This is a genomic window from Labrenzia sp. 5N, assembly GCF_012395805.1.
Taxonomy (GTDB): Bacteria; Pseudomonadota; Alphaproteobacteria; order Rhizobiales; family Stappiaceae; genus Roseibium; species Roseibium algicola.
On the sequence record NZ_JAAZTM010000002.1, the window covers coordinates 253,330 to 274,974 of the forward strand.

Here is a 21,645-nt window from a genome sequence, read left to right on the forward strand (position 1 = left end):
ACAATCAAATACACCCCTGAAAATGGGCTCCGACCCACCAACGCTGTTCGCGTCAGGTGAACCGAAACTTCCGAACCGGCGCTAAATACCCGCACCAATCACCGATTTTGAGGCAAGGGATGTCTGGCGGCGGATTTCAGGTTGTCCAGAATACGCGGCCAGCCATCAGGCTGGCGCATGCGTTCCAGATATTCCGCTCCCGCTTCGCCATGTCTCAGAAACTCACTGTGAACGATTTCAAGGCGCGTGCTGTCCCCGGCCTCGCGGAAGTTCACCATGACACGGCTTGCCGTCGCAGGATCCGCAACTTCCTCGCCATCCCGGCTGACCTGCCAGGCCAGACGAATGTAAAGCGGCGGTTCCAGCGAGAGGACGGTTCCCCAGACCCTGTGCTGGCCTTCACTGTCGATCTCATAACAGCTACCACCCGCGTAGGGATCGATACCCGCCTGAACCTTGCCGTCGCCCGCATCCTTGAAAGGCGATGTCCACCACAGATCAAGCCGGTCGACAAACAGTGAAAACGCCTGGCTCCGCGGCAGATTCAACATGCCTTCAACCCGGCACTCGGTGTCATGTGTCATGATTTTCCGTCAAATTCGTTCTTTCCAACCCAAAACGCACTGTTTCACATTTGGACCCGGCTTGGCAAAGTACCGCTTCCCTAGCCGATTCAAACGTCAGATACATGACGTAAAGACCGAGGCAGAACCTGCCGAAACTGTCGCCCCTGGCGGAACCAACTGGAGACATCATGAAGCACGATCGCACGTTCGATCCGCAATATGGAACTGCCGTCGAGCTGATGCCGGGCGTGCGCCGGCTAACGGTAAACAACCCGGGGCCTTTCACCTTTCATGGCACCAACAGCTATCTGCTGGGGACCAGTCGGCTGATCTGCGTTGACCCCGGGCCTGCCCTGGAAGGCCAGGTCGACACCATCTTGAAGGCTGCACAAGGCGCAGTCATCGAGGCGATCCTGATCACCCACACGCATGTGGATCATTCGCCGGGCGCACGGCTGTTGAAAGAAAGAACCGGTGCCGAGATCATCGGGTGCGGGCCGCACCGGCCGGCACGAGCGCTTCTTGAAAACGAGGTCAATCCACTCGACGCCAGCGGCGACAAGGACTACGCGCCCGACAGGTTGCTGGAAGACGGCGAGATGTTCGAGGCCGCAGGCATTTCGCTTGAAGCCGTCGCCACGCCCGGCCACACGTCCAACCATCTGTGTTTTGCTCTTGCCGGGGAACCGGTTCTGCTGTCCGCCGATCACGTCATGGGCTGGTCAACATCGGTCGTCGCCCCACCCGACGGCAGCATGCGGGACTACATGGCCTCGATCGACAAACTGCTGGCCCGTTCCGAAACCGTCTATCTACCCGGACACGGCGGTATTGTTCGCAATGCCATCGACTACGTCCGCGACCTGAAGCGGCACAGGCACGACCGGGAAGCCTCTATCCTTCATGAACTGGCAAAAGGCGAAAGATCGATTCCGGAAATCGTATCGGTGCTCTATGCAGCGGTTGATCCGGCGTTGCACCCGGCAGCAGGTCTGTCCGTATTCGCGCACCTGGAGGACCTTGCGGACAGAGGCCGCGTCGAGGCCAGTCCGGAGCTGTCTCTTGCCGCCCGCTATCGCCTCACCGGCTGAGCCTGCAAGCGATCAGCCTTCCAGATCGACCGCATCCAGACCTTCGGCAACCGGCGCATCCTCGTCCTCGAAATAGGGTTTGAAGCTCGGCAACGGAATGGTTTCGCGCAAGTCTTCAACCGGTTCGGCCGGCAGGTCTTCTTCCAGCTCTGTCTCGTCGACCGAAAGCCGCGCCAGATCGCCGTATGTTTCCAGAAGCACACGGTCGATCTCGCTGAAGACAAGACGGATGCGGTCCGCATTGTCGGTCAGGTCCTTCAGCGGTGTGCGCGAACGCGAACGAACGTCAAGCAGGGCCCCCACCGAATCCGGCCGGACGCGCAGTACGATATCGTGTTTCAATCCCAGGATCTGCGAAGTGCCCTCAGCCTGCAGATAGGTCGGTGCATCGAGGAGATCGGGCGGCAATTCATCAACGACCTGCCAGTTCAGACCTTCAAGCGCCTTGACACTCGCCGCATGCAGTTGAGCGATAGAAATGCGGTATCGGCGCGGAACGATATCGGGGTAAAGACGGTCTTCCGCCGAATTGGCCATAGCAGTCATGCCCGGCGCGGCACCCGTATAAGCGGCAACGGCCGGCCAGACGTCTTCAACAAGCGCGATGTTCAGCCAGTCGAGAAAAGGTTGTTCGCTTGAAGCCACATTTGTTTCAAGTTCGGGTGGATCGGCTCGGTTGGTGGCCAGGTCGCTCGCTCCCGCGTGCATGACCAGCATTCCGACCACAAGCACGGGCGTCGCAAGCGCCAGCAGCCCCAGGAACAAACCTGTGAGCGCCGCCGGCACGCCGGGTCCGCCATAAGTCCAGATCCGGTGGAAGCCGAACAGGGCAAGCAGGATGGCAGCGAGCGCAATCGTAGCCGCTGCAATCAGAGACAGGACAAACACATCCGCGTCGATCAGGCCGAACCGCTTTGCCAGAAAAGCAATTGCCGCAAGCGCCAGCGCCACGGAGCCGGTCGTGCGACTGGCCGGTGCCGAAGCTGTTTTATAGACGGCGTAGCGCTTCATGAGATCCTATCTCGCCTGGCTTGCCGCATCGGCGCGGCAAGGTGTCCACCTGATTGTTTCTTCGTTTACAGCCAATTTGTCAAAAATGAACTTCACTTCGACAGCGAACACATCATACATTCCTTCTGGGCAAACGATAAACGTGCAAGCAAGACACGCCGGAAATACAGTTGCAAATCGGGGTAAGGCATGACCGGATTGCGGTCCCGTCATACGGCGAGCGAACAGGAACACCGCGCTGCCGGTGACGGAAAACAAAAGGCGTTTTCACCATTTGGCTTGTTTCGGCCAGGCTCTGCCAATATCTGCCTGTGCCACCTGCTGGTTCTGACGATACTCCTGTCGCCCATCGCCCTGGCATTTGCGATCCTCTATGCCGAACCGGGCGGACGCTGGCTGCAAGCCCACTATCATTACCTGCGGACAACCATTGCCCTCTTGGTCATAGGCCTCGGCACAGGAGGCCTGATGATCCTTCTGGGAGCTTCGATCTCTTCTGCATTGATGCTGGCCGGACTGGGCCTTTGTGCCACGACGGTACTGCTCAGCTACGCGCGATCGCTGCTAGGATTCTGCAGTGCCTTGCGGGGCTCTCCACTACGGAATCACAGAAGCTATTTCATATGAATGGGCAGTCATATACTTGCTCAAATGACTGGCAGGCCTAATTCGTAAATAAATCCTTACTGTATTACTTCAAATCCGGCCGGGATTCGTTACATCTTGTTATTGTTTTTGACTGGCCGATTTCCGCCAATAAGCGCATGCTTTTTCACATTCATTGCGAAAACCGGCTGAAAGGCGTGTTTTCTGCCTTCCGTTTGCCGCAATTGGATACGACATGCACACCGCCCGCGAGCCAAGTAAACTTTAACCCAGAGAGCGGGCACTGGAAAAGACAACGGACGAGACAAATGTCTGAGCAATCTGCCCGCCCTGCCCCGAAGCAAAGCGCCGATGCGAAACTGGTGAACCTCTACAAGCCCGTCGGCATCGCAGCCCTCAATGCAGCTGCCCTTTGCAAGAATTCGGGCACGGTGGCCAAAAAGAAGAACTGAGCCGCTGCGCTATAGCGTCCGAAGACGCGGCAAGCCGCTGGTGACGGCCAGCTTGCCATGTTGTTTCGAGACGCTGTTTGACGGCCGGCGTGACCGGTCCAGGATAGCGTTCGGACATACAATCGGTGACGATTGAATGTCCGCCATCCTGAAGCGGCCAAGCCCCGCCGGGGTGCCGCAAAATCACTTTCTTCAGACGGTTGCCGTCTTCCGATCTGTTGGGCAAACTGCCGCCGAACAGGGCACGCTCCGTGTCCTTCGGCGGAGATTGCCTGCATGATCATTGCCTACTGCCCGACCGTCAAAGGTCTGGAGCGTCTTGAGCTTGCCTCCGGCGCCCCCCTTCCGACCACGTCTGTATGGATCGACCTGATCGCCCCGACGCAGGAAGAGCAAAAGGCAGCAGAAAAGCTGATGGGCGCGGAAATCCCGACACGGGACGAGATCGCCTCCATCGAAACCTCCGAACGCCTTTACCTGGAACCCGGCGCCGTGGTGATGACCGCGCAGCTTCCGATCGCCACGCAGATGATCGACCCGGCGCTTTCGTCTGTCACATTTGTCGTCAATGCCAAGCGGCTGGTGACTGTGCGCTATGGCGAACCGAAATCCATCGCCCTTCTGTCGCGCAAGGTTCAGGCTGATTCGACTATCGCCCACAAGGGGCCGGCTGTTCTCTTCACGATGCTCGACATCATCGTCGACCGGTGTGCCGATGAAATGGAAAGCGCGTCAGCACGGTATGACAAACTGGCAGTGCAGGTGTTCGGCGACGGCCTCAACATGCGCAAGACCGCAAGCTATCAGATCGCCATCAAGCAACTGGGGCAGATCGGACTGCATGTGTCCAAGATGCACGATGTCTGCACCAGCCTGTCGCGGATGATGCTTTACCTCAGCACACATGCCAAACGTCTGAACCTGAACGAAGAGCAGGAAGCCGACTGCAAGATGTTCGGCAGGGACATCCATTCCATCAAGGAACACGGCGACGCACTGGACAACAAGCTGTCCTTCCTGCTGGACGCAACGGTCGGCCTTGTCACGCTGGAGCAGAACCAGATCTCGAAGATCTTTACGGTCGTCAGCGTGATCTTCCTGCCACCGACCTTGATCGCATCGATCTACGGCATGAACTTTGCCAACATGCCCGAGCTGAACTGGCAGCTCGGGTTCCTGTTCTCGTTGGGCCTGATGGTGTCGTCAGTCGGGCTGACGTTCCTGTTCTTCCGCTGGAAACGCCTGCTTTAACCGGTCCGGCATCTTGAAACTTTCAGCCCCTGTCGCAGGCGCGTTACGGATAAAGGCGCGCCTTGGACCATGGCTGATCCGCGCCAGTTCGGGTGAACTGCACGCGGTCATGAAGCCGGAACGGCCGGTCGTGCCAGAATTCGATGGAAACCGGCACCAGGCGCATGCCTGACCAGTGGTCGGGCCGCGGAATGTCGCCGATACCGAACTTGGCGGTATATTTCGCCACTTCCTTTTCCAGCGCGAAACGGCTTTCCAGCGGCCGCGATTGCCTGGACGCCCAGGCACCGATCCGGCTGCCGCGCGGCCGGGAGCGGTAGTACTCGTCCGCTTCCTCGTTCGAAACCTGTTCGACAAGGCCACGAATGCGAACCTGCCGGCGCAAGGACTTCCAGTGGAAGCACATGGCAGCCTTGCCGGCGGAGAGCAGCTCCTGCCCCTTGGCGCTTTCGAAATTTGTGTAAAAAACAAAGCCGCGTTCGTCGAAGTCCTTCAGCAGAACCATCCGCACATTCGGCAGGCCGTCTGGGTCGACGGTCGATAGCGCCAGTGCGTTGGGATCGTTGGGCTCCGAAGCCCTGGCGTCCTCAAGCCATTCTGCAAAAAGCTCAAATGGCTTCACTACCTCTGTAAAGTCACCTTTTGTTAACTCTTCAGGGGGATCTTTAAGGTCTGTCATCGGTAACCTGTCGAAGGAAACGACAGCCTTTAGTGCGGCTCGAATAAGCCGGACCGGGGGGCTGCCTGAAAAATGTATCGTATGCGTTCATATACTGCCGGGCACATAAAGATCCAACCCTTAGCCGCACTTTGCATGGCCATTGCAACCGCACTTGGCGGCTGTAGCCAGTTGTCCGTTCCGGTGGGCAGCAACAACATCGATTCCCCGACAGTCCTGACCGGCTCCATTCCGTCCGCATCCGACGTCGCCTATGCCGATATCAACGAGGACGACCGGTCTGTGATCGCGCAGAACCTCGACACTATCAGCCAGGACCTTGCCGCCGGAACGCCGACGCAGGCCTTGTCACTGACGTGGCTCAACGCGATCAGCGGCAATTCCGGCACATTGTCGAACATCAATGCCTCCACCTACAGCGAGACAGGCTGTCTCGGCTTTCAGACGACGGCGAATACCATCGTCGGCATCAAGCTGTACTCCGGCACGGCCTGCCGGGACATCACGCAAAAATTCGCGGTCACCAGCCTGACTGTCGCCGAAGCTTGAACCCCGTCAAAAAACCGCTAAAACCGGAAGGTCCTCAAGACGAATTCGGGGTCTGGAATTTTTTCCTATCCATCCCGATATAGAGGACAAGTCCGGTCAAGCATGACCTGCTAAACTTGCACGCTTGTGTTCGGCTCGCCGAACGGAGCAGTGCGCGGGGCAGCCTGCCGGAAAATCTTAGGAACCTGGTGAGACGAATGCGTGATCCCTATAGCGTTCTCGGGGTGGCAAAATCTGCCAGCGAGAGCGAAATCAAGAAGGCCTTTCGGAAGCTGGCCAAAAAATACCATCCGGATCAGAACAAGGATGATCCGACGGCCGCACAGCGTTTTTCCGAAGCAAATCAGGCCTATGAAATTGTCGGCGACAAGGAAAAACGTGCCAAGTTCGACCGCGGAGAAATCGATGCGGAGGGCAAGCAGCGCTATCAGGCGCATGGTTTTGACGGCTTTTCCGGATATGAAGACTTCGGCGGTGCACGCACCCAGAAGACATCTGGTGGCGGCGGCAGTTTCGACGATATTCTGAACGACATTTTCGGCAGTTTCGGTGGTGGCCGTGCACGCGCCGGCGCAGGTGCAGGCGCTGGACCCGGCGCAGGTTTCGGCGGAGGCGCCCGTGCGAAGGCGCCGCCCAAGACAAAAGGCGCCAATGCGGAAATCGTCGCCCGCGCCTCGCTGGAGGACATCGTCAACTCCGGCAAGACCCAGGTAACGCTTCCAAGCGGCAAGACGGTGAATGTTACCCTGCCCAAGGGGGTGGTCGAAGGCGAAAAGATTCGGCTCAAGGGCCAGGGGCACCCCGGGGAAAACGGCGGCCCTGCAGGCGACGCCCTGGTCGAGATCCGTTTCAAGCCTCACAAGCTTTTCGAAGTGAAGGGATCCGACCTCCACCTCGACCTGCCTCTGACACTTTATGAAGCTGTCCTGGGCGCAAAGGTGCGTACGCCGACCCTGTCCGGTGCCGTCAACCTGACCATTCCGGCCAATGCCTCCAGCGGCAAGTCCATGCGGTTGAAGGGCAAAGGCCTTCCGACCAAGACCGGTGGTCATGGCGACCTTCTGGTCAAGCTGCAGATCGTAATGCCGCCGCACGGCGACGACGAGTTGGACACGCTGATGCGGGCCTGGAAGGAAATCACTCCGTACCGCGCACGCGGACCGGAATTCGACTAGGCTGCTTCTTCGTCAACTGTTGACCATCACCTCGCCCCGCCAGTGCTACTGGTAGGGCGAGGTTTTTCAACCTTCCACATCTCCGCCTTAGGTCAGTCTCCAAGTTCTTCACCCACCAGGTCTTGCGAATTTATATAACTAGTTATATATCAAGTTATGTAAATGGAGTGACCCATGAGCGAAGATGTCGTCCGCGCGCTTGGCTATGCCACCCTGGGCAGCCGGCTGAAACGGATCGGGGAAATGCTGCAGGCACAAACGCAGATCGTTGCGGCCGAGCTTGCCGACACCAGTCTGCCGACGCCGCACAACCCCGTTCTTGCCGCACTTGACCGGCAAGGCCCGCTGAGTATCGGCGATCTGGCGAAGACCCTTGGCCAGAGCCAACCGGGCGTTACCAGAACGATCAACAAGATGAAGTCGGATGGACTGGTTGAATCCGTTGCCTCGCAACAGGACCGTCGCGTGACGACAATCGGCCTGACCGACAAGGGAGTAGCCCTCGTCGCCCATCTGAAAGAAACGCTCTGGCCCGCGATCACACTGGCAGTTGCCGATGCCTGCAACAGTCTGGAAGGTCCTTTGCTTGACCAGCTTGCAGGTCTGGAGGATGCCCTTTGCACGAGGCCGCTTTCCGTCCGCTGCAAGGACAGGCCGTTGCAGGACTGGAACTCTCTGCAAACGCCCCCAGAGCTTGAACGATGATCAAGCGCATCTGGCATGGCTGGACGGACCCCGGCATGGCCGACACCTATGCCCATGTTCTCACGACACAGGTCATTCCGGGCATCGAGGCGAAAGCCATTCCCGGCTATCTCGGCATCGAGGTCCTTCGAAGGAACCTGGAAACCGAGGTGGAGTTCATCACCATCATGAGTTTCCGCTCGCTTGACGACATCATCGCGTTTCAAGGCCCGGATTACGAGCGCTGTTATGTGCCCGATGCCGCCCGGGACGTGTTGAAGCGATGGGATCTGATTTCACAACACTATGAGCTCGAAGATGCACGCAGTTACGAATGAACCGAGCCGGGACAGCCTTCTGAAGCGGGTTGTCTGGTCAGCCCTGACTTCCCGGCATGCGCAATTCAGCCAGGGGGGCGACCTTGCCCGCCGTTTCGATCCGGCCATCTCCCCCTTTGCGGCAGCGGCGAACAACTCGCCCGAAGCTCTGGCCGCGCTGGCGGAACTGATTCAACCGGGTGACGACCTGGCTTTCATACTGCAGGCGGACGACATCGCCCTGCCCCATGAACTTGAGGCAGAGATCACCGCGCTGGGTGTTCTCATGGTCGAAGTTTCCCCGTCAGCAGGCCCATCCCGATCGACTTCAATCGTGCAGCTGGACGAAACCGATGTCCCGGAGATGGTCGAGCTTGCAACGCTTACAAAACCGGGTCCGTTCACCGCTCGCACGCCGGAGCTGGGCACTTTCTTCGGCATCAGGCTGGACGGCCGTCTGGCTGCAATGGCGGGTAGCAGGATCAACCTCGACGGCTATACGGAAGTCAGCGGGATCTGCACTCATCCCGATTTCCGAGGCAGAGGCCTGGCATCCGAGCTCTCTCTTCATGTGACTGAAGTCATCAGAAGCCGCGGCGACATTCCGTTCCTTCACGCCTACGCGGACAATCACGGAGCAATTGCCCTCTACCGCAAGCTGGGTTTCGAGATATGGCGGGAGGTCAACGTAGCCGTTGTCAGACGCAAGGCTCAGATCGACCCGGACTGATCCCTCACATCGGAATTGCGCCGGTCTCTTTCCTCCTGAAACTGAGCGAGACGTTGGCGAAGATATTTCGAAGCCGACCGGTAATGGCTTGGACCGGCGGCTTCCGCCCAGCGTCCCGTCGTCCACTTGTTGTTGGAGCCTTTCATCGGTTCGCCGTAGAGTTCGCCATTCTCCAGACTTTCCACGAGGGCGAGCAGTTCGGCGTGGTTTCCCTCCAGAAGGGATCGCACCGATCGCCAGGAAAGACCGGATTGCTTTTGCCGCAAGTCGGCATTGTATCTGGGTGTCTCGTTCCACTTGTAGCCTTTGGCCGGAAACCAGACCGGCCTGCCGGCCTGGCCGTCCCGGTACCAGCCCAGAAACAGGTCTATCCAGTGGGCCCGGTGACCGACGATATCCTTTGGCTATATGCCGTCCGCATCCTTTTCAAGGCGCAGCATCGCGGGCAGGTCATCGAGGAGCGTTTGCAGCTTTGAAAACTCGCTCTCGCTTGCGGCGAGCAATTCCGTTTTCGTGGTTGCAGGCATTCCGCTCTCCCGTGACCACAACATTCAGTGCGAACTATGCGGAGCTAAAGCTTTGTTGGCCCGTGGCGACTACAAGCTTCGCCCGCACCAGATGGTGCCATGAGATCCGCTGTTGCTGACTGTCAGAACCGGACGGAACTCCCGTGCTGTCCAGAAAGCGAGCCCGGCTTCGTTGGCTGCGCTCACCCCGGCATGAACAGCCGATACACCCTTCAGTTTTGCAGCGGCAATCCAGGCGTCCAGCAGCCTGGTGCCAACTCCCCTCCCGCGCGCACGCGGCAAGAGGTTCATGTGAATATGCGCCGGATATTCATCGATGACGGCCTGTGGCACGGGCGACGGATTGTGGATCGTGCGGATCCGCTGATCATCTGCTGACTGCTCGGTTTCCTGCTGCACCGGTTCCGGGTAACGTTCCCGCAAAGCCGGCCACCATTCCCGCTCCAGTTCGCGCTCGAAAGCCCGTGTATCGCTGACGCCGACGGCATAACCGAATACGCCGAGATCATCTTCAGCGACAAAGCTGATGGGACCTTTCAAAGCCACATAGGGCCCTGCGTAGATATGGCCGATCAATGCGGGGTCAGAATAAAGATCCGTCGCGTCGCGCCCGGCCTGGCCGGTTTTCAGGCAGATATCGTAAACGGCTTCCAGGTCCCGAAGCTCGGCCTGCCGAACGATCATGGTATCAGTCATAAGCATCCGATTTCTGTCTTCAATGGTCCCGGATCATGGCGAATGCAGATCTGCGGTTTACCTGTCCTGCCAGCCGTACCACCAGTAAGCGCCCTGAAGATAGAGTTTGCGCAGTGACGGTAGGGGAAACCTTGCAAAAGGCCGGCGCAGGGCAACCGGCAGATCTTCCGGCTGAAGTTTGCCCAGGATCAGACCGGCGACTTTCTCCCCCGAGATCGATGCCATTGCTATACCGCTGCCGTGCCACCCCATTGCGGCATAGACGCCGCCGAGACCGGGCACTTCCCCAACGAAGGGGGTCAGATTTCGCGCCAGGCACACATGTCCATACCAGCTGTGTTCGGCCTCAATGCCCGCCCAGGCAGGAAACATCTCGTCGAAATCCAACCTTGCACGCTTGTACATCGCCGCGAGCGACTGGGCATTTTCGAAGATGCCGCCGCGCGTTCCGAACAGGAACCGCCGGTCGGGCAACAGGCGGAAATAATGCAAAAGGTTACGAGTGTCGGCAGCCATGGTGTCGGAGGTCCAGCCCTGTGCGGCGAGTTCACCCTCGCTCAGGGGGCGGGTCACCAGGATTGACGACATGACCGGCAGTGTACGCCCGTGCAGCCATTTGGGCGCATCCTCGCGTGCATAACCATTACCCGCCAGGACAACCTTCCGGGCCCGAATGAAGCCGTGTTCGGTCTCCAGTTGCCAGCGGTCATTGTCCCGGGTCATCCCAGTCACCGGCGACTTGCCGAAGATCTTGCCGCCGGCTCGGCGCACCTGATCCGCCAGAGCCTGGACATAGGCCATCGGATTGAGTGCAAAGCCGTAGGGTACTTGCAGTCCGCCGTGGAATGTTGGCCCGCCATAGCCTTCCGCGTCCAGGTCCGTCTTGGAAAGCACCCGGGCCTTGATGCCGAAGTTCTCCTTCAGGAACACTGCTTCCGCCTGAAAGCCGGCGTAATCCTTCCGCCGGTGGGCAAGATAGATTTCCCCATTGGAATGGCGGTCGGCGTCAACACCCCAGCTGTCGAGCCTCTGGGCAACCAGATTGACGCCCGCGACCTGATAGGCAACGAAACGGCGCGCTTCCTCGAGGCCGAATTTCTTGATGAGGCGGCGTTCATCGAGTTTGGTACCACCCAGGCAACAAAATCCGCCGTTGCGGCCCGAAGCGCCGTAACCAACGTGTTCCGCTTCCAGAACGCACACGGAAACGCCTGCCTGCGCGAGCCGTAGCGCTGCGCTCAGCCCGGCGAACCCGGCGCCGATAATCGCAACATCGAAAAGCGCGTTGCCGATGAGCTGCCGGTCCAGCTTGACCTGCGGAACGCTGGCTTCCCAGTAACTGCCGATCGTCCGGCGCGCTTCTGTACGGCTCTGCGGCATCTCAGAACCCGAGCCTGTCCCGCAGAGAGAACCACGTCATGGCAAGTACCAGAAGCGGGAAGCGGAGCCGGTCACCGCCGGGGAAAGCCGGTACGTTCAGTTTCTCAAAGACGTCGAAGCGACCCGCAGTTCCCGTCACGGCTTCCGCCAGCACCTGACCACCAAGGGTTGCCATGGCAACCCCGTGGCCGGAGTACCCACCTGCGGTCAGCATGTTGGGTGCAATCCTTGCGAAATAGGGCATGCGCTTGGGCGTAATCGCCAGCGTACCGCCCCAGCCGTAATCGATGGCCACGTCGCTGAGCTGGGGGAAGATTTCCAGCATCGGTTCGCGCACGAAGGCCTTGATGTCTTCCGGAAAGCGATAGCCGTAATTCTCACCGCCACCGAAAAGCAGCCGGCGGTCTGCCGACAGACGGAAGTAGTTGATGACGAACTTGCTGTCGGCCACGGCGACATTGTTGCGGATGATCTTTTGCGCCTCGTCTTCCGAAAAGGGCTCCGTTGCGACGATGAAATTGTTGATCGGCATGACGTGCGCGGCGGTCTGCCGGTCAAGGCGGCCGAGATAACCGTTGCACGCCAGAATGACGTGCTCTGCACGAACGTCGCCCTGCCCCGTCCTCACGGTGATCCGTCCCGTGCCCTGGCCGTCAATGCCGGTGACCTTGGTTTCCTCGAAAATCCTGGCCCCTGCCGCTTCGGCTGCCTGCCCGAGACCCAGTGCGAAATTGAGCGGATGCAGATGGCCTGCGCCCGTGTCCAGAGAGCCGCCGTAATACCGGGGACTGCCGACCTGTTCGCCGATTTCATCCGGACCGACAAAGCGAATGTCCTCATAGCCGTAGACGAGCCTGAGATGCTCGACATAGTCCCGGCTTTCCTCGACAAAACTCTTGCGGTGATCGGCATGCAGTATCCCCGGCGTGTAGTCGCAGGCGATCTGGTGCCTGATGATCAGGTCCTTGACCAGCACCTTGGAATCCTCGGCAAGGTCCCACAGCAATCTGGCGTGAGACTTGCCATGGCGTTCTTCCAGAACCGTCTGGTCCATGCGCTGGCCGGAACCGACCTGGCCGCCATTGCGGCCCGAGGCGCCCCACCCGATCCGGTTGGCTTCCAGGAGGATGACGTCAACACCCCGTTCAGCCAGATGCAATGCAGCCGATAGCCCCGTATAACCGCCACCGATGACGCAGACCGTGCAGGTGTGTGAGCCATCGAGAACCGGGTGAGCCGTTTGCCTGTTGGCAGTTGCAGCGTAATAGGAAGGTGGGTGTTGACCTGGCGTGTCATTAGCTGTCAGGAGATCAAGCGCAGTCAGCATGTCGGAAGCCAGGCTCCTCTTATCAACATGAATTTCCGTGGCCGGGAGTGGTACGCCACATTCCCTTGTTCAGCAGCCAGTTTCAAGGTGTAATCAGGTGATGGCAGGCAAGTTTTGCCTGATTTTGCAAGCTCTTGAGGCTCCCGCTACGTCAGCAAGCCCGGGCAGCTCGGCTCAGATGACGCAAAAGGAAGGCAAAACTGTGTTTGGTCCCGTAGAACATCCCTGGTTTGATGCGCTTTGGCGCAGAATTGTTCTGGTCGCTTTTTGCGCCGGCTGGACCGGTGTGGAATATGCATTCGGCAATATCACCTGGGTCTACATCATGGCGGCAATCACCGCCTATGCCGCCTGGGCGTACCTGTTCAACTACAAGGGGCCTGACGACCCGAGCCGGGTGACCCGTCCACGGATGGAAGACGATGAAGGTTGATGTCTCCGGCATGATTGCGGCCGGCCGCCTTCAGGCTCTCTGGCCTCGGATCCTGAAACAGGCGTTTCGCGCCATACTTCTGATTTGCTGTGCTGGTGCTGCATCGGCGCAGGAGGATACGTCAGCTCTCGATGTCCTCAACAAGCGCTGCGTCGTCTGCCACGGCTGCTATGACGCGCCCTGTCAGCTCAAGCTGTCATCCGCCGCGGGCTGGATGCGCGGAGCAAGCAAGCAGAAGGTCTACGATTCCTCGCGTCTGGAAGATGCTCCGATGACACGCCTCGGGATCGATGCAAAGTCTGTTCCGGGCTGGCGCGCCAAGGGTTTCTTCGACGTTGTCGGTGCACAGGACGGGCCATCCGTTCTGGAACAACTGCTGCTGGCCGGCCGCAAGAATTCGTTCAAGCTCGGAGCGCCGCTTCCTGACGACATCGACATTTCGACGCTGCGTGCAAACACCTGCGCCATACCCGGCAAGGTGAAGGACTATCTCAAGGAACACCCGCAGGGCGGCATGCCCTTTGCCATGGCGCCGCTTGCAGATGGTGACTACGAGACCCTGCTGTCCTGGGCCAGGGATGGGGCACCTGCGCCGGACGCCGGCAAAGGATTGCCACAGAGTGTCGAACAGTCGGTGCGCACCGTCGAAACGTTCTTCAACCGCGGCGACAAACGGTCGAAACTTGTCGCGCGCTATATCTATGAACATCTGTTCCTGGCCCATCTGCACCTGGAAGGCGATGACCAGAACCGTTTCTTCCGCGTAATCCGTTCCAGAACCGCGACCGGCTCGCCTCCAGATGAGATTGCCTCGCGCCGCCCCTTTGACGATCCAGGTGGCCCCTTTCATTACAGGCTCATCCCGATTGACGGCACCATCCTGCACAAGGAGCACATGGTCTATGAGATCGGCGCCAAACGCCTGAAGCGCTATGAAGACCTGTTCCTGAAAAGCGACTGGGAGATTGCGAGCCTGCCGCCCTATTCAACGGCTGCAGGCGGCAACCCGCTGTCGACCTTCCGCGCCATTCCTGCCCGCAGCCGCTACCAGTTCCTGCTGGACGAAGCGCTTTATTTTGTCCGCTCTTTCATTCGTGGTCCGGTCTGCTACGGCCAGGTCGCGGTGAACGTGATCGAGGACCGTTTCTGGGTCTCCTTCCTGACACCCGACGCCGATCTCTCCGTCACCGACCCGAGCTTCTTGGAAGCCGCGACCCCGATCCTCGAACTGCCGGTCGCCCAGTCAAAGGGAAAACTGTCCAAGCGTCTGGAAGGCTTCCTGTCGCTCGGACCGGTCAAGTATCAGGAGTTTCGCAAGGGGCGGTATGAACGCAAGTTCCTGGCGGAAGGCGGCCCCGACTACGGTGACATCTGGCAAGGTGACGGTTCCGAAGTCGATGCCCGTCTGACCGTCTACCGTAATTTCTCTTCCGCCTCAGTGGTGACAGGCTTCGTCGGCGCGGTGCCCGAAACCGCCTGGGTAATCGATTTCCCGCTGTTCGAGCGGATCTACTACAATCTCGTTGCCGGGTTCGATGTCTTCGGCAACGTGGAACACCAACTCACGACACGCCTTTATATGGACAGCCTGCGCCGTGAAGGAGAGCGAACCTTCCTGTCGTTCCTGCCGCCACAAGTGCGCAAACCCTTGCACGAAAGCTGGTATCAGGGTCCGCTTGTCAGCATGGTCGATCTCTGGAAGGAAAGCGCGCTCGACACCAGGTCTCCAACAGGTATCGACTTTTCCACCAGCGATCCCAAGGAGGAGTTCCTCACCGAGCTGCTGCGCGAACCTGCTGGCCTGTGGGCTGAACAAGACTCTATCAACCGCTGCACCGGCAATGCCTGTGCGTCCAGTGACACGCCTGCCGGGCAACTACGCCCGCTTGCCCAGAAACCTGCGCCATATGCAAAGTTCCTGCCTGATATCTCTGTTCTGCTCGTGGAAACGGAACGGGACACGCAGGTCTTTACCCTGGTGCATGACATGGCCCACAGCAACGTTGCCTTCATCTTCAACGAGGATCTGCGCCGCGAACCCCAGAACGACAGCGTGACGGTCGTGCCCGGCCAGTTCAGCAGCTATCCGAATTTCATGTTCAAGGTGAAACAGGATCAGCTGCCGGCCTTCGTGGAGACGGTTCGGGAGATCAGGTCACAAGATGATTTCCTCAAGCTTGTCGACCGTTTTGGCGTCCGCAGAACCGACCCGGAATTCTGGACCGACTTCGACCGGATCCAGACCGCCCTGAAAGACCAGGACACCCTTCAGGCGGGCCTGCTGGACCTCAATCGATACCGCGACCCCAAACCGCTCGACCCGATTGACCGGTTGTTCGAGTTCACCTTCTCGCTGGATTAATCTTGCAGCTTGAGCGGATGAGCTTTTGCTCAGCCAAACTCTCTTCCTCATCCTGAGTGTCTGATCCGAAAGTGGTTCCCGCGGCGACTGCCACAACCACATTTGTCATTCCCGCGAAATCGGGAAACCAGCACGCCATGAGGTAAAAATTAAGTTTCCAAAGCAAATTCATGAGGTTACTGGATCCCCGCTTTCGCGGGGATGACAACTGAGAAGGGCGCAAGATCGTTGCACGACCCACGTCAACTGCGTCCTCTGATACTTTCAAACCAAACTCTGAGGAGCGGCGTCTCGAAGAATGAACCGGAGTTCGTTGCGATCAACCAGGCAAGCAGTTCGTGTCCCTGGACAAGTTCCTCATCCCGCTTCGCCGCCAAGTTCCCGGAACATCCAGTCGCAAAAGATCTGGGCGTCGGGGCCGAGTGCCTGACGCGAGCCGTCGGTGACGAGATAGTAGCTGTGCCGGCTCTTTATCTTCTTGTCCGATGAACGGATCAGCCGGCCGCTGTCGAGATACGGCTGGGCCAGCGTTTCCAGAACCAGAGCGTGTCCATGGCCGAGAGCAGCCAGTTCCAGGGCCGAGAGGGTCTGGTCGACCTGCAGGCCGTTGCGTTTTGGAACCGCATGCCCGTGGCTGCGGAAGAAGCTCTCCCAGGTGTCGATCACGCCCATGATGTCGAGCCGGGTTGCTTCCGCCAGCGCCTCGATTTCACGCTTGCCAGGGTCAAGCGCCAGATCCGGATGACAGACCGGAATGATCGGGTCGTTCAACAGAAACGCCACCACTCCGTCAGTCCAGCTGCCGTCGCCGAAGCGGATATCGATGTCGAACAGTTCCGGGCTGAGAGTTTCCGCCCAGGAGGCCGAGATCATCTGCAGGTCGATGCCCGGGTGTGCCTCCTGAAAAGCGCGCAGACGCGGGATCATCCAGAGCTGGCCGAAGCTGTTGAGGCAGCGAAAACGAACCGGCTGCCTGTCCCGCTCGCCAAACACCGAGACGGTGGCGATGGAAAGATCCGAAAACGCCTTCTCGACCGTCGGCAGGTAAGTCTGCCCCAGTCTGGTCAGGGCCAGTTCCCTGTGAACACGGTCGAACAGCGGGTAACCGAGGAGCTGTTCCAGCTGGCGAACCTGGTAGCTGACAGCAGCCGGAGTGATCAGCAGCTCCTCCGCCGCCCGGGTGAAGTTCCCCAGGCGCGCAGCCGCCTCGAAGGCGCGCAGCCATATGAGTGGTGGCAGGCTGTAGGCCATTTCGTCTTCCTTCCATCATCAGATGCGGAAACTGTTTTCATTTTCTGAAACGAATTCGCACCTGTGCAACAAGCGTCTCCTTCAAATTTTTTCAAAGCTATACCAAATATTTTTTCGTTTCAGGAATTTTCCATCCTCGCAGACACTTCTCCGAAACAGCGGTCAACCGGCAGCGCATCATGGACAAGGTCGATTACATCATCGTGGGAGCCGGCTCGTCCGGATGTATCCTGGCGGAACGCCTGAGCGCAGATCCGCAGACGCGTGTTCTGCTGCTGGAGGCCGGTGGGTCCGATGCCTCACCCTGGGTGTCGCTGCCACTCGGCTATGGCAAGCTGAATTCCGACCCAAAACGCACGTGGCGCTTCATGACCGAACCAGACGAAGGCCTCGGCGGGCGCAGTGTCTACTGGCCCCGCGGTCGATTGCTGGGTGGCTCCGGCTCGATCAACGCCATGGTCTATTGCCGAGGTCTGCCTGGCGATTTCGAAGACTGGGAGGCCTCCGGCGCGGCAGGTTGGGGCTGGGCGAATGTAAAGGCAACTTACGAGCGCCTTGAAACCCGGGTGACCTGCGAGGGTGTGAAGCAAGGCGAGGGACCGATCCATATCCAGAATGTGTCCGACCAGATCCACAGGGTGAACCGGCACTTCTTTGCCGCGATCCGCGAAGTGGGCCTGCCCTGGAGTGACGACTTCAACGGTGATGCTCCCGAAGGTGGCGGCATTTACCAGATCAACACGCAAGATGGCCGCCGGTGTTCGTCCGCACGCGCCTATCTCCATCCTGCCCTTGCCCGCAAGAACCTAAGCGTCCGGACACAGGCCCAGGTTGCCCGCATCCTGTTTGAAGGAAGAACGGCTGTCGGCGTCGAACTCCTGAGCGGGGAAACCCTGCTTGCCAGCCGAGAGGTCATCCTGGCGGCGGGCGCAATCGGTTCGCCGCAACTGCTTCAGGTTTCCGGCATCGGCCCGGGAAGGTTGCTGAATGAGCTCGGCATTCCGGTGATCCGGGCCAATGACAATGTCGGCGGCAATCTGCAGGATCATCTGGCTGCGAACTTCACCTTCCGGGCCAAGGAACCGACACTCAATGCGATCCTGCGTCCCTTGCTGGGCCAGGCCCTGTCCGCCATGCAATATGCAGCAACCCGCAAGGGTCCTCTGGCTCTATCCGTCAACCAGTGCGGCGGATTCCTGCGCTCGCGTCCCGAGCTGAACCGGCCGGACCAGCAGCTCTATTTCAATCCGATCAGCTATCGCCTGAGGCCTTACAAGGACAAGACACGGCTGAGCATCGATCCGTTCAACGGCTTCATCATTTGCGCACAGCCGGCCCGCCCGACGAGCCGCGGCCGCATCGACATCAAAAGTGCCGATGCCAGTGCGGCGCCTTCGATCCAGCCCAATTCGCTGGCGACCGAGGAAGACCGCCAGACCGTGATCGACGGCGGCAAGCTCTGCCAGAAGCTGATGGCAAGCCAGGCCTTGAGCGCGCTTGTCGAGCACCCCATCGCTCCGAACCTCGGAGAACTCGACGGCGACGGCATCCTGGCGGACTTCCGCACCCGGGCCAGCACCGTCTTCCATCCGGTATCGACTTGCCGCATGGGCGAGAACCGCGAGACAACCGTCGTCAACAGCCGGCTGCAGGTGCACGGAATTGAAGGGCTTCGCGTTGCCGACGCCTCCGCCTTTCCGAACATAACCTCCGGCAACACCAACGCCCCGACCATGATGCTGGCTCTCAAGGGAGCCGATCTCATTCTAGAAGACCAGAAGCGAGCCCTCTCATGACCGTTCAGGACATCGCCCAAGACTATCTGACCACCGGCAAGCTGGATGCCTTGCCCGACGGGCATTTCATAGCCGGCAAACGCACTCCGGCCTCGAACAAGAAGATGGAAAGCTTCGATCCGGGCCGGGCAGAAGCCTTTGCCGAATTTTCTCTCGGGTCCGACACCGATATGGATAACGCCATCGACGCTGCCGAGAAAGCAGCCCTGCATTGGCGGCAAGTCTCACCGGCAGAGCGCTGCCGTATCCTCAACAATGTTGCCCGGGTCTTCCGCGACAACGCAGACCGGCTGGCCGTGATAGAGGTGGTCGACAGCGGCAAGACGCTGGCGGAGGCCCAAGGTGACGTTCAGTCCTCCGCACGCCTTTTCGAATATTACGCCGGCGCTGCCGACAAGCTCGATGGCCGATCGGTCAATCTTGGTCCGGCCTATACCGCCTTCACCGTGCGCGAACCGGTCGGCGTTACAGGACACATCATTCCCTGGAACTATCCCACCTCGACCTTCGCGCGCGGTGTCGCCCCTGCCCTTGCCGCGGGCTGTTCCGTTGTTGCCAAGCCGGCCGAGACCACGCCCTTTACCGCGCTGGTCATGGCGGAACTGCTTTGCGAGGCCGGGGTGCCGGAAGGGCTGGTGAATGTGGTCACCGGCCTGGGCAGTGACGTCGGCGCGCAGATGGCGCGCGATCCACGCATCAAGCAGCTGACCTTCACTGGCTCCGTCACCACCGGTATCAATGTTGCACAGATGGCTGCCCCGAATGTGACCCGCCTGACGCTGGAACTTGGCGGCAAGTCACCGCTGATCGCCTTTGCCGACGCCGATCCGGAAAAGGTCGCCGACGGAGCCTACTGGGCAATCTTCTCGAACGCCGGTCAGATCTGTTCGGCCGGATCCCGGCTGATCCTGCACAAGTCGATCCGCGACGAAGTGCTTTCCATCCTTGCCGAACGAGCCGCCAAGATCAGGACCGGTCACGGACTGACGGCTCCGGACATGGGCGCCATCAATTCCGAGCTGCACCTGTCCCGTATCAAGGCCCATGTGGATGCCGCAAAGGCGCGCGGTGCCAACATCATGACCGGCGGCGACTCGACCGGCGACGCAGAGACGGGCAAAGGCTGGTTCTTCCAGCCAACGGTAATTGCAGACCTCGCACCGAACGATCCGGCAATCCAAGAAGAGATCTTCGGCCCGGTCCTGTCGGTGCAACTGTTCGAAAGCGAGGAAGAAGCCGTCGCCCTTGCCAACGGCACGGACTTCGGACTGATTGCCAGCGTCTATACCAATGATGTCGGGCGGGCGATGCGGGTTGCCGGCGCAATGGATTGCGGCCAGGTGTCGGTCAACGATTACTGGGCCGGTGGGCTTGAGCTGCCTTTCGGCGGCAACAAGAAATCAGGTTACGGCCGCGAAAAGGGCTGGGAAGGCCTCGACGCCTATACCAAGGTAAAGTCCATCACGATCAGCAACGCGAGCTAAGCGGACCACCATGAAACTCGACCAAATCGAGACCTTCGTCGTCGAAAACGCCCCGCCGCGCCATGGCGGGCGCTACTTCATCTTCGTCAAGCTGGTGACCGCTTGCGGCATCACAGGCTATGGCGAGATCTACAACGCCACCTTCGGCCCGCACCTGGTGGCCGAGATGGCGAAGGACGTGTTCCAGCGCCAGTTCGAGGGCGAAGATCCGCATCATATCGAGAAGCTGTGGCACAAGACCTATGGTGCCGGATATACGCAACGACCTGATGTGACCGTGATGGGCGTTTTGTCAGGTCTGGAAATGGCTTGCTGGGACATCATCGGCAAAGCCGCCGGCAAGCCGGCCTATCAGCTTCTGGGCGGTAGGGTGCATGAGCGCCTGCGCTCCTACACCTACCTTTATCCCTCCGATGGCGATGTCTATCCGGACCCCGCGAAACCCAATGTCTACAACGATCCGGACATGGCGGCCGAAGCGGCGGTCAAGGCCGTCGGCCAGGGTTTCACGGCGGTGAAGTTCGATCCGGCTGGAGCCTATACGATCTACGATGGCCACCAGCCGAGCCTTGACGATCTGGAACGCTCGGAAGCCTTCTGCCGGCAGATCCGCAATGCCGTCGGCACGAGGGCCGACCTTCTTTTCGGTACCCACGGACAGTTCACCGTTTCCGGAGCCAAGCGGCTTGCACGTCGGATAGAGGGCTATGATCCGCTCTGGTTTGAAGAACCGATCCCGCCCGAAAAGCCGGAAGACATGGCCGAGGTTGCGCGGTTTACATCCATGCCAATTGCGACGGGTGAGCGTCTGTGTACCAAGTATGAATTCGCCCGCGTGCTTGAAACCGGTGCGGCCAGTATCCTGCAGATGAACCTCGGCCGCGTCGGCGGCCTTCTGGAAGCCAAGAAGATTGCCGCCATGGCGGAATGCCGGTCAGCGCAGATCGCCCCTCACCTTTATTGCGGACCGCTGGTGGCGCTCGCAAACATCCAGCTGGCAACCTGCAGCCCGAATTTCCTGTTGCTGGAATCCATCCGGACCTTCGACGGGTTCTATGCCGACCTCTTGAAGACGCCTATTCGATGGGAAGACGGCTATGTCATTCCGTCAAGCGAACCGGGTCTCGGTCATGATCTGAACGAAGACGTCGCGCGGGCCCATCCCTATACCGGCAACGAACTGCATCTCGGGTTTCAGGAAAGCCCGGCTTTGCCGCTCTAATGGGATCAGGGCCGGCAAGGCGGTATTCCTTTGCCCGGCCCTTGCCTTTGTCATCT

At 59.5% G+C, this 21,645-nt stretch carries 23 protein-coding genes; 14 read left to right on the forward strand and 9 right to left on the reverse strand.

Annotation, left to right across the window (positions count from 1 at the left end; all coding sequences use genetic code 11):
• Positions 1-98: 98 nt before the first annotated feature.
• Positions 99-584 (reverse strand): SRPBCC family protein, encoded by a 486-nt coding sequence (locus HEP89_RS01965; protein WP_077290631.1) that lies wholly within the window; start codon positions 582-584, stop codon positions 99-101.
• A 170-nt stretch (positions 585-754) separates the two neighbouring features.
• Between HEP89_RS01965 and HEP89_RS01970 the strand changes: the two genes are divergently transcribed.
• On the forward strand, positions 755-1,657 hold the full coding sequence (locus HEP89_RS01970; protein ID WP_077290632.1) for an MBL fold metallo-hydrolase: 903 nt from the start codon (positions 755-757) through the stop codon (positions 1,655-1,657).
• A 12-nt stretch (positions 1,658-1,669) separates the two neighbouring features.
• Here the strand turns inward: HEP89_RS01970 and HEP89_RS01975 are convergent, their stop codons facing one another.
• Positions 1,670-2,668, reverse strand: coding sequence for a DUF1499 domain-containing protein (locus HEP89_RS01975; RefSeq protein ID WP_077290633.1), 999 nt, complete (start codon positions 2,666-2,668; stop codon positions 1,670-1,672).
• Positions 2,669-2,857: 189 nt separating this feature from the next.
• Here HEP89_RS01975 and HEP89_RS01980 point away from each other — a divergent pair, with 189 nt between their 5' ends.
• From HEP89_RS01980 to HEP89_RS01990, 3 genes are all read left to right on the forward strand, one after another.
• Positions 2,858-3,295 (forward strand): hypothetical protein, encoded by a 438-nt coding sequence (locus HEP89_RS01980; RefSeq protein ID WP_023001825.1) that lies wholly within the window; start codon positions 2,858-2,860, stop codon positions 3,293-3,295.
• Between the two features lie 287 nt (positions 3,296-3,582).
• Positions 3,583-3,726: a hypothetical protein gene (locus HEP89_RS01985; protein ID WP_023001827.1), complete on the forward strand. Its 144-nt coding sequence runs from the start codon at positions 3,583-3,585 to the stop codon at positions 3,724-3,726.
• A gap of 276 nt (positions 3,727-4,002) precedes the next feature.
• A complete protein-coding gene (locus HEP89_RS01990; RefSeq protein ID WP_055658081.1) occupies positions 4,003-4,977 on the forward strand; it encodes a magnesium transporter CorA family protein in 975 nt (324 codons plus the stop codon).
• A 43-nt stretch (positions 4,978-5,020) separates the two neighbouring features.
• Here HEP89_RS01990 and pdxH read toward each other — a convergent pair whose 3' ends face one another.
• Positions 5,021-5,656 carry a pyridoxamine 5'-phosphate oxidase gene (gene pdxH / locus HEP89_RS01995; RefSeq protein WP_031269667.1) on the reverse strand — a complete coding sequence of 212 codons (636 nt, stop codon included), beginning with the start codon at positions 5,654-5,656 and terminating at the stop codon, positions 5,021-5,023.
• A gap of 135 nt (positions 5,657-5,791) precedes the next feature.
• Here pdxH and HEP89_RS02000 point away from each other — a divergent pair, with 135 nt between their 5' ends.
• From HEP89_RS02000 to HEP89_RS02020, 5 genes are all read left to right on the forward strand, one after another.
• On the forward strand, positions 5,792-6,205 hold the full coding sequence (locus tag HEP89_RS02000) for an RT0821/Lpp0805 family surface protein (RefSeq protein WP_077290634.1): 414 nt from the start codon (positions 5,792-5,794) through the stop codon (positions 6,203-6,205).
• 197 nt (positions 6,206-6,402) lie between these two features.
• Complete coding sequence (locus tag HEP89_RS02005) at positions 6,403-7,380, forward strand: J domain-containing protein (protein ID WP_023001831.1); 978 nt, start codon at positions 6,403-6,405, stop codon at positions 7,378-7,380.
• Positions 7,381-7,554: 174 nt separating this feature from the next.
• Positions 7,555-8,085, forward strand: coding sequence for a MarR family transcriptional regulator (locus tag HEP89_RS02010; RefSeq protein WP_062490054.1), 531 nt, complete (start codon positions 7,555-7,557; stop codon positions 8,083-8,085).
• Positions 8,082-8,402, forward strand: a complete 321-nt coding sequence (locus HEP89_RS29785; RefSeq protein ID WP_075281439.1) for an antibiotic biosynthesis monooxygenase — start codon at positions 8,082-8,084, stop codon at positions 8,400-8,402. Before HEP89_RS02010 ends, HEP89_RS29785 begins: the two co-directional genes overlap by 4 nt.
• Positions 8,383-9,111, forward strand: coding sequence for a GNAT family N-acetyltransferase (locus tag HEP89_RS02020; RefSeq protein ID WP_197923121.1), 729 nt, complete (start codon positions 8,383-8,385; stop codon positions 9,109-9,111). The genes HEP89_RS29785 and HEP89_RS02020 overlap by 20 nt, the downstream gene beginning before the upstream one ends.
• Here HEP89_RS02020 and HEP89_RS02025 read toward each other — a convergent pair.
• From HEP89_RS02025 to HEP89_RS02040, 5 genes are all read right to left on the reverse strand, one after another.
• Positions 9,093-9,506, reverse strand: coding sequence for a ClbS/DfsB family four-helix bundle protein (locus HEP89_RS02025; protein ID WP_209014411.1), 414 nt, complete (start codon positions 9,504-9,506; stop codon positions 9,093-9,095). The genes HEP89_RS02020 and HEP89_RS02025 overlap by 19 nt on opposite strands.
• 9 nt (positions 9,507-9,515) lie before the next feature.
• Positions 9,516-9,638: a hypothetical protein gene (locus tag HEP89_RS29790; protein WP_286201016.1), complete on the reverse strand. Its 123-nt coding sequence runs from the start codon at positions 9,636-9,638 to the stop codon at positions 9,516-9,518.
• 69 nt (positions 9,639-9,707) lie between these two features.
• The gene (locus HEP89_RS02030; protein WP_197923122.1) at positions 9,708-10,340 is read right to left on the reverse strand and encodes a GNAT family N-acetyltransferase; all 633 of its coding nucleotides are present in this window, start codon (positions 10,338-10,340) and stop codon (positions 9,708-9,710) included.
• A gap of 51 nt (positions 10,341-10,391) precedes the next feature.
• A complete protein-coding gene (locus tag HEP89_RS02035; protein WP_168691222.1) occupies positions 10,392-11,714 on the reverse strand; it encodes an FAD-binding oxidoreductase in 1,323 nt (440 codons plus the stop codon).
• Position 11,715: 1 nt separating this feature from the next.
• Entirely contained in the window at positions 11,716-13,041 is a 1,326-nt protein-coding gene (locus HEP89_RS02040; protein WP_168691223.1) for an FAD-binding oxidoreductase, read from the reverse strand.
• A 202-nt stretch (positions 13,042-13,243) separates the two neighbouring features.
• Between HEP89_RS02040 and HEP89_RS02045 the strand changes: the two genes are divergently transcribed.
• The gene (locus tag HEP89_RS02045) at positions 13,244-13,474 is read left to right on the forward strand and encodes a hypothetical protein (RefSeq protein WP_208984440.1); all 231 of its coding nucleotides are present in this window, start codon (positions 13,244-13,246) and stop codon (positions 13,472-13,474) included.
• Entirely contained in the window at positions 13,464-15,836 is a 2,373-nt protein-coding gene (locus tag HEP89_RS02050; RefSeq protein ID WP_168691224.1) for a fatty acid cis/trans isomerase, read from the forward strand. The genes HEP89_RS02045 and HEP89_RS02050 overlap by 11 nt, the downstream gene beginning before the upstream one ends.
• Before the next feature lie 357 nt (positions 15,837-16,193).
• Here HEP89_RS02050 and HEP89_RS02055 read toward each other — a convergent pair whose 3' ends face one another.
• Positions 16,194-17,087: a LysR substrate-binding domain-containing protein gene (locus tag HEP89_RS02055; RefSeq protein WP_168691225.1), complete on the reverse strand. Its 894-nt coding sequence runs from the start codon at positions 17,085-17,087 to the stop codon at positions 16,194-16,196.
• Between the two features lie 179 nt (positions 17,088-17,266).
• Between HEP89_RS02055 and HEP89_RS02060 the strand changes: the two genes are divergently transcribed.
• The 3 genes from HEP89_RS02060 to HEP89_RS02070 are packed head-to-tail and all read left to right on the forward strand — an operon-like array spanning position 17,267 to position 21,589.
• A complete protein-coding gene (locus tag HEP89_RS02060) occupies positions 17,267-18,883 on the forward strand; it encodes a GMC family oxidoreductase N-terminal domain-containing protein (RefSeq protein WP_168691226.1) in 1,617 nt (538 codons plus the stop codon).
• On the forward strand, positions 18,880-20,367 hold the full coding sequence (locus HEP89_RS02065) for an aldehyde dehydrogenase family protein (RefSeq protein ID WP_168691227.1): 1,488 nt from the start codon (positions 18,880-18,882) through the stop codon (positions 20,365-20,367). Before HEP89_RS02060 ends, HEP89_RS02065 begins: the two co-directional genes overlap by 4 nt.
• A gap of 10 nt (positions 20,368-20,377) precedes the next feature.
• A complete protein-coding gene (locus HEP89_RS02070; protein WP_168691228.1) occupies positions 20,378-21,589 on the forward strand; it encodes a mandelate racemase/muconate lactonizing enzyme family protein in 1,212 nt (403 codons plus the stop codon).
• Positions 21,590-21,645: the final 56 nt, after the last annotated feature.

What these genes read in the sequence shown, in the direction of transcription:
- HEP89_RS01965 (WP_077290631.1), bottom strand. Translation starts at nt 584, where the DNA reads ATGACACATGACACCGAGTGCCGGGTTGAAGGCATGTTGAATCTGCCG.
- HEP89_RS01970 (WP_077290632.1), top strand. Translation starts at nt 755, where the DNA reads ATGAAGCACGATCGCACGTTCGATCCGCAATATGGAACTGCCGTCGAG.
- HEP89_RS01975 (WP_077290633.1), bottom strand. Translation starts at nt 2,668, where the DNA reads ATGAAGCGCTACGCCGTCTATAAAACAGCTTCGGCACCGGCCAGTCGC.
- HEP89_RS01980 (WP_023001825.1), top strand. Translation starts at nt 2,858, where the DNA reads ATGACCGGATTGCGGTCCCGTCATACGGCGAGCGAACAGGAACACCGC.
- HEP89_RS01985 (WP_023001827.1), top strand. Translation starts at nt 3,583, where the DNA reads ATGTCTGAGCAATCTGCCCGCCCTGCCCCGAAGCAAAGCGCCGATGCG.
- HEP89_RS01990 (WP_055658081.1), top strand. Translation starts at nt 4,003, where the DNA reads ATGATCATTGCCTACTGCCCGACCGTCAAAGGTCTGGAGCGTCTTGAG.
- pdxH (WP_031269667.1), bottom strand. Translation starts at nt 5,656, where the DNA reads ATGACAGACCTTAAAGATCCCCCTGAAGAGTTAACAAAAGGTGACTTT.
- HEP89_RS02000 (WP_077290634.1), top strand. Translation starts at nt 5,792, where the DNA reads ATGGCCATTGCAACCGCACTTGGCGGCTGTAGCCAGTTGTCCGTTCCG.
- HEP89_RS02005 (WP_023001831.1), top strand. Translation starts at nt 6,403, where the DNA reads ATGCGTGATCCCTATAGCGTTCTCGGGGTGGCAAAATCTGCCAGCGAG.
- HEP89_RS02010 (WP_062490054.1), top strand. Translation starts at nt 7,555, where the DNA reads ATGAGCGAAGATGTCGTCCGCGCGCTTGGCTATGCCACCCTGGGCAGC.
- HEP89_RS29785 (WP_075281439.1), top strand. Translation starts at nt 8,082, where the DNA reads ATGATCAAGCGCATCTGGCATGGCTGGACGGACCCCGGCATGGCCGAC.
- HEP89_RS02020 (WP_197923121.1), top strand. Translation starts at nt 8,383, where the DNA reads ATGCACGCAGTTACGAATGAACCGAGCCGGGACAGCCTTCTGAAGCGG.
- HEP89_RS29790 (WP_286201016.1), bottom strand. Translation starts at nt 9,638, where the DNA reads ATGCCTGCAACCACGAAAACGGAATTGCTCGCCGCAAGCGAGAGCGAG.
- HEP89_RS02030 (WP_197923122.1), bottom strand. Translation starts at nt 10,340, where the DNA reads ATGCTTATGACTGATACCATGATCGTTCGGCAGGCCGAGCTTCGGGAC.
- HEP89_RS02035 (WP_168691222.1), bottom strand. Translation starts at nt 11,714, where the DNA reads ATGCCGCAGAGCCGTACAGAAGCGCGCCGGACGATCGGCAGTTACTGG.
- HEP89_RS02040 (WP_168691223.1), bottom strand. Translation starts at nt 13,041, where the DNA reads ATGCTGACTGCGCTTGATCTCCTGACAGCTAATGACACGCCAGGTCAA.
- HEP89_RS02050 (WP_168691224.1), top strand. Translation starts at nt 13,464, where the DNA reads ATGAAGGTTGATGTCTCCGGCATGATTGCGGCCGGCCGCCTTCAGGCT.
- HEP89_RS02055 (WP_168691225.1), bottom strand. Translation starts at nt 17,087, where the DNA reads ATGGCCTACAGCCTGCCACCACTCATATGGCTGCGCGCCTTCGAGGCG.
- HEP89_RS02060 (WP_168691226.1), top strand. Translation starts at nt 17,267, where the DNA reads ATGGACAAGGTCGATTACATCATCGTGGGAGCCGGCTCGTCCGGATGT.
- HEP89_RS02065 (WP_168691227.1), top strand. Translation starts at nt 18,880, where the DNA reads ATGACCGTTCAGGACATCGCCCAAGACTATCTGACCACCGGCAAGCTG.
- HEP89_RS02070 (WP_168691228.1), top strand. Translation starts at nt 20,378, where the DNA reads ATGAAACTCGACCAAATCGAGACCTTCGTCGTCGAAAACGCCCCGCCG.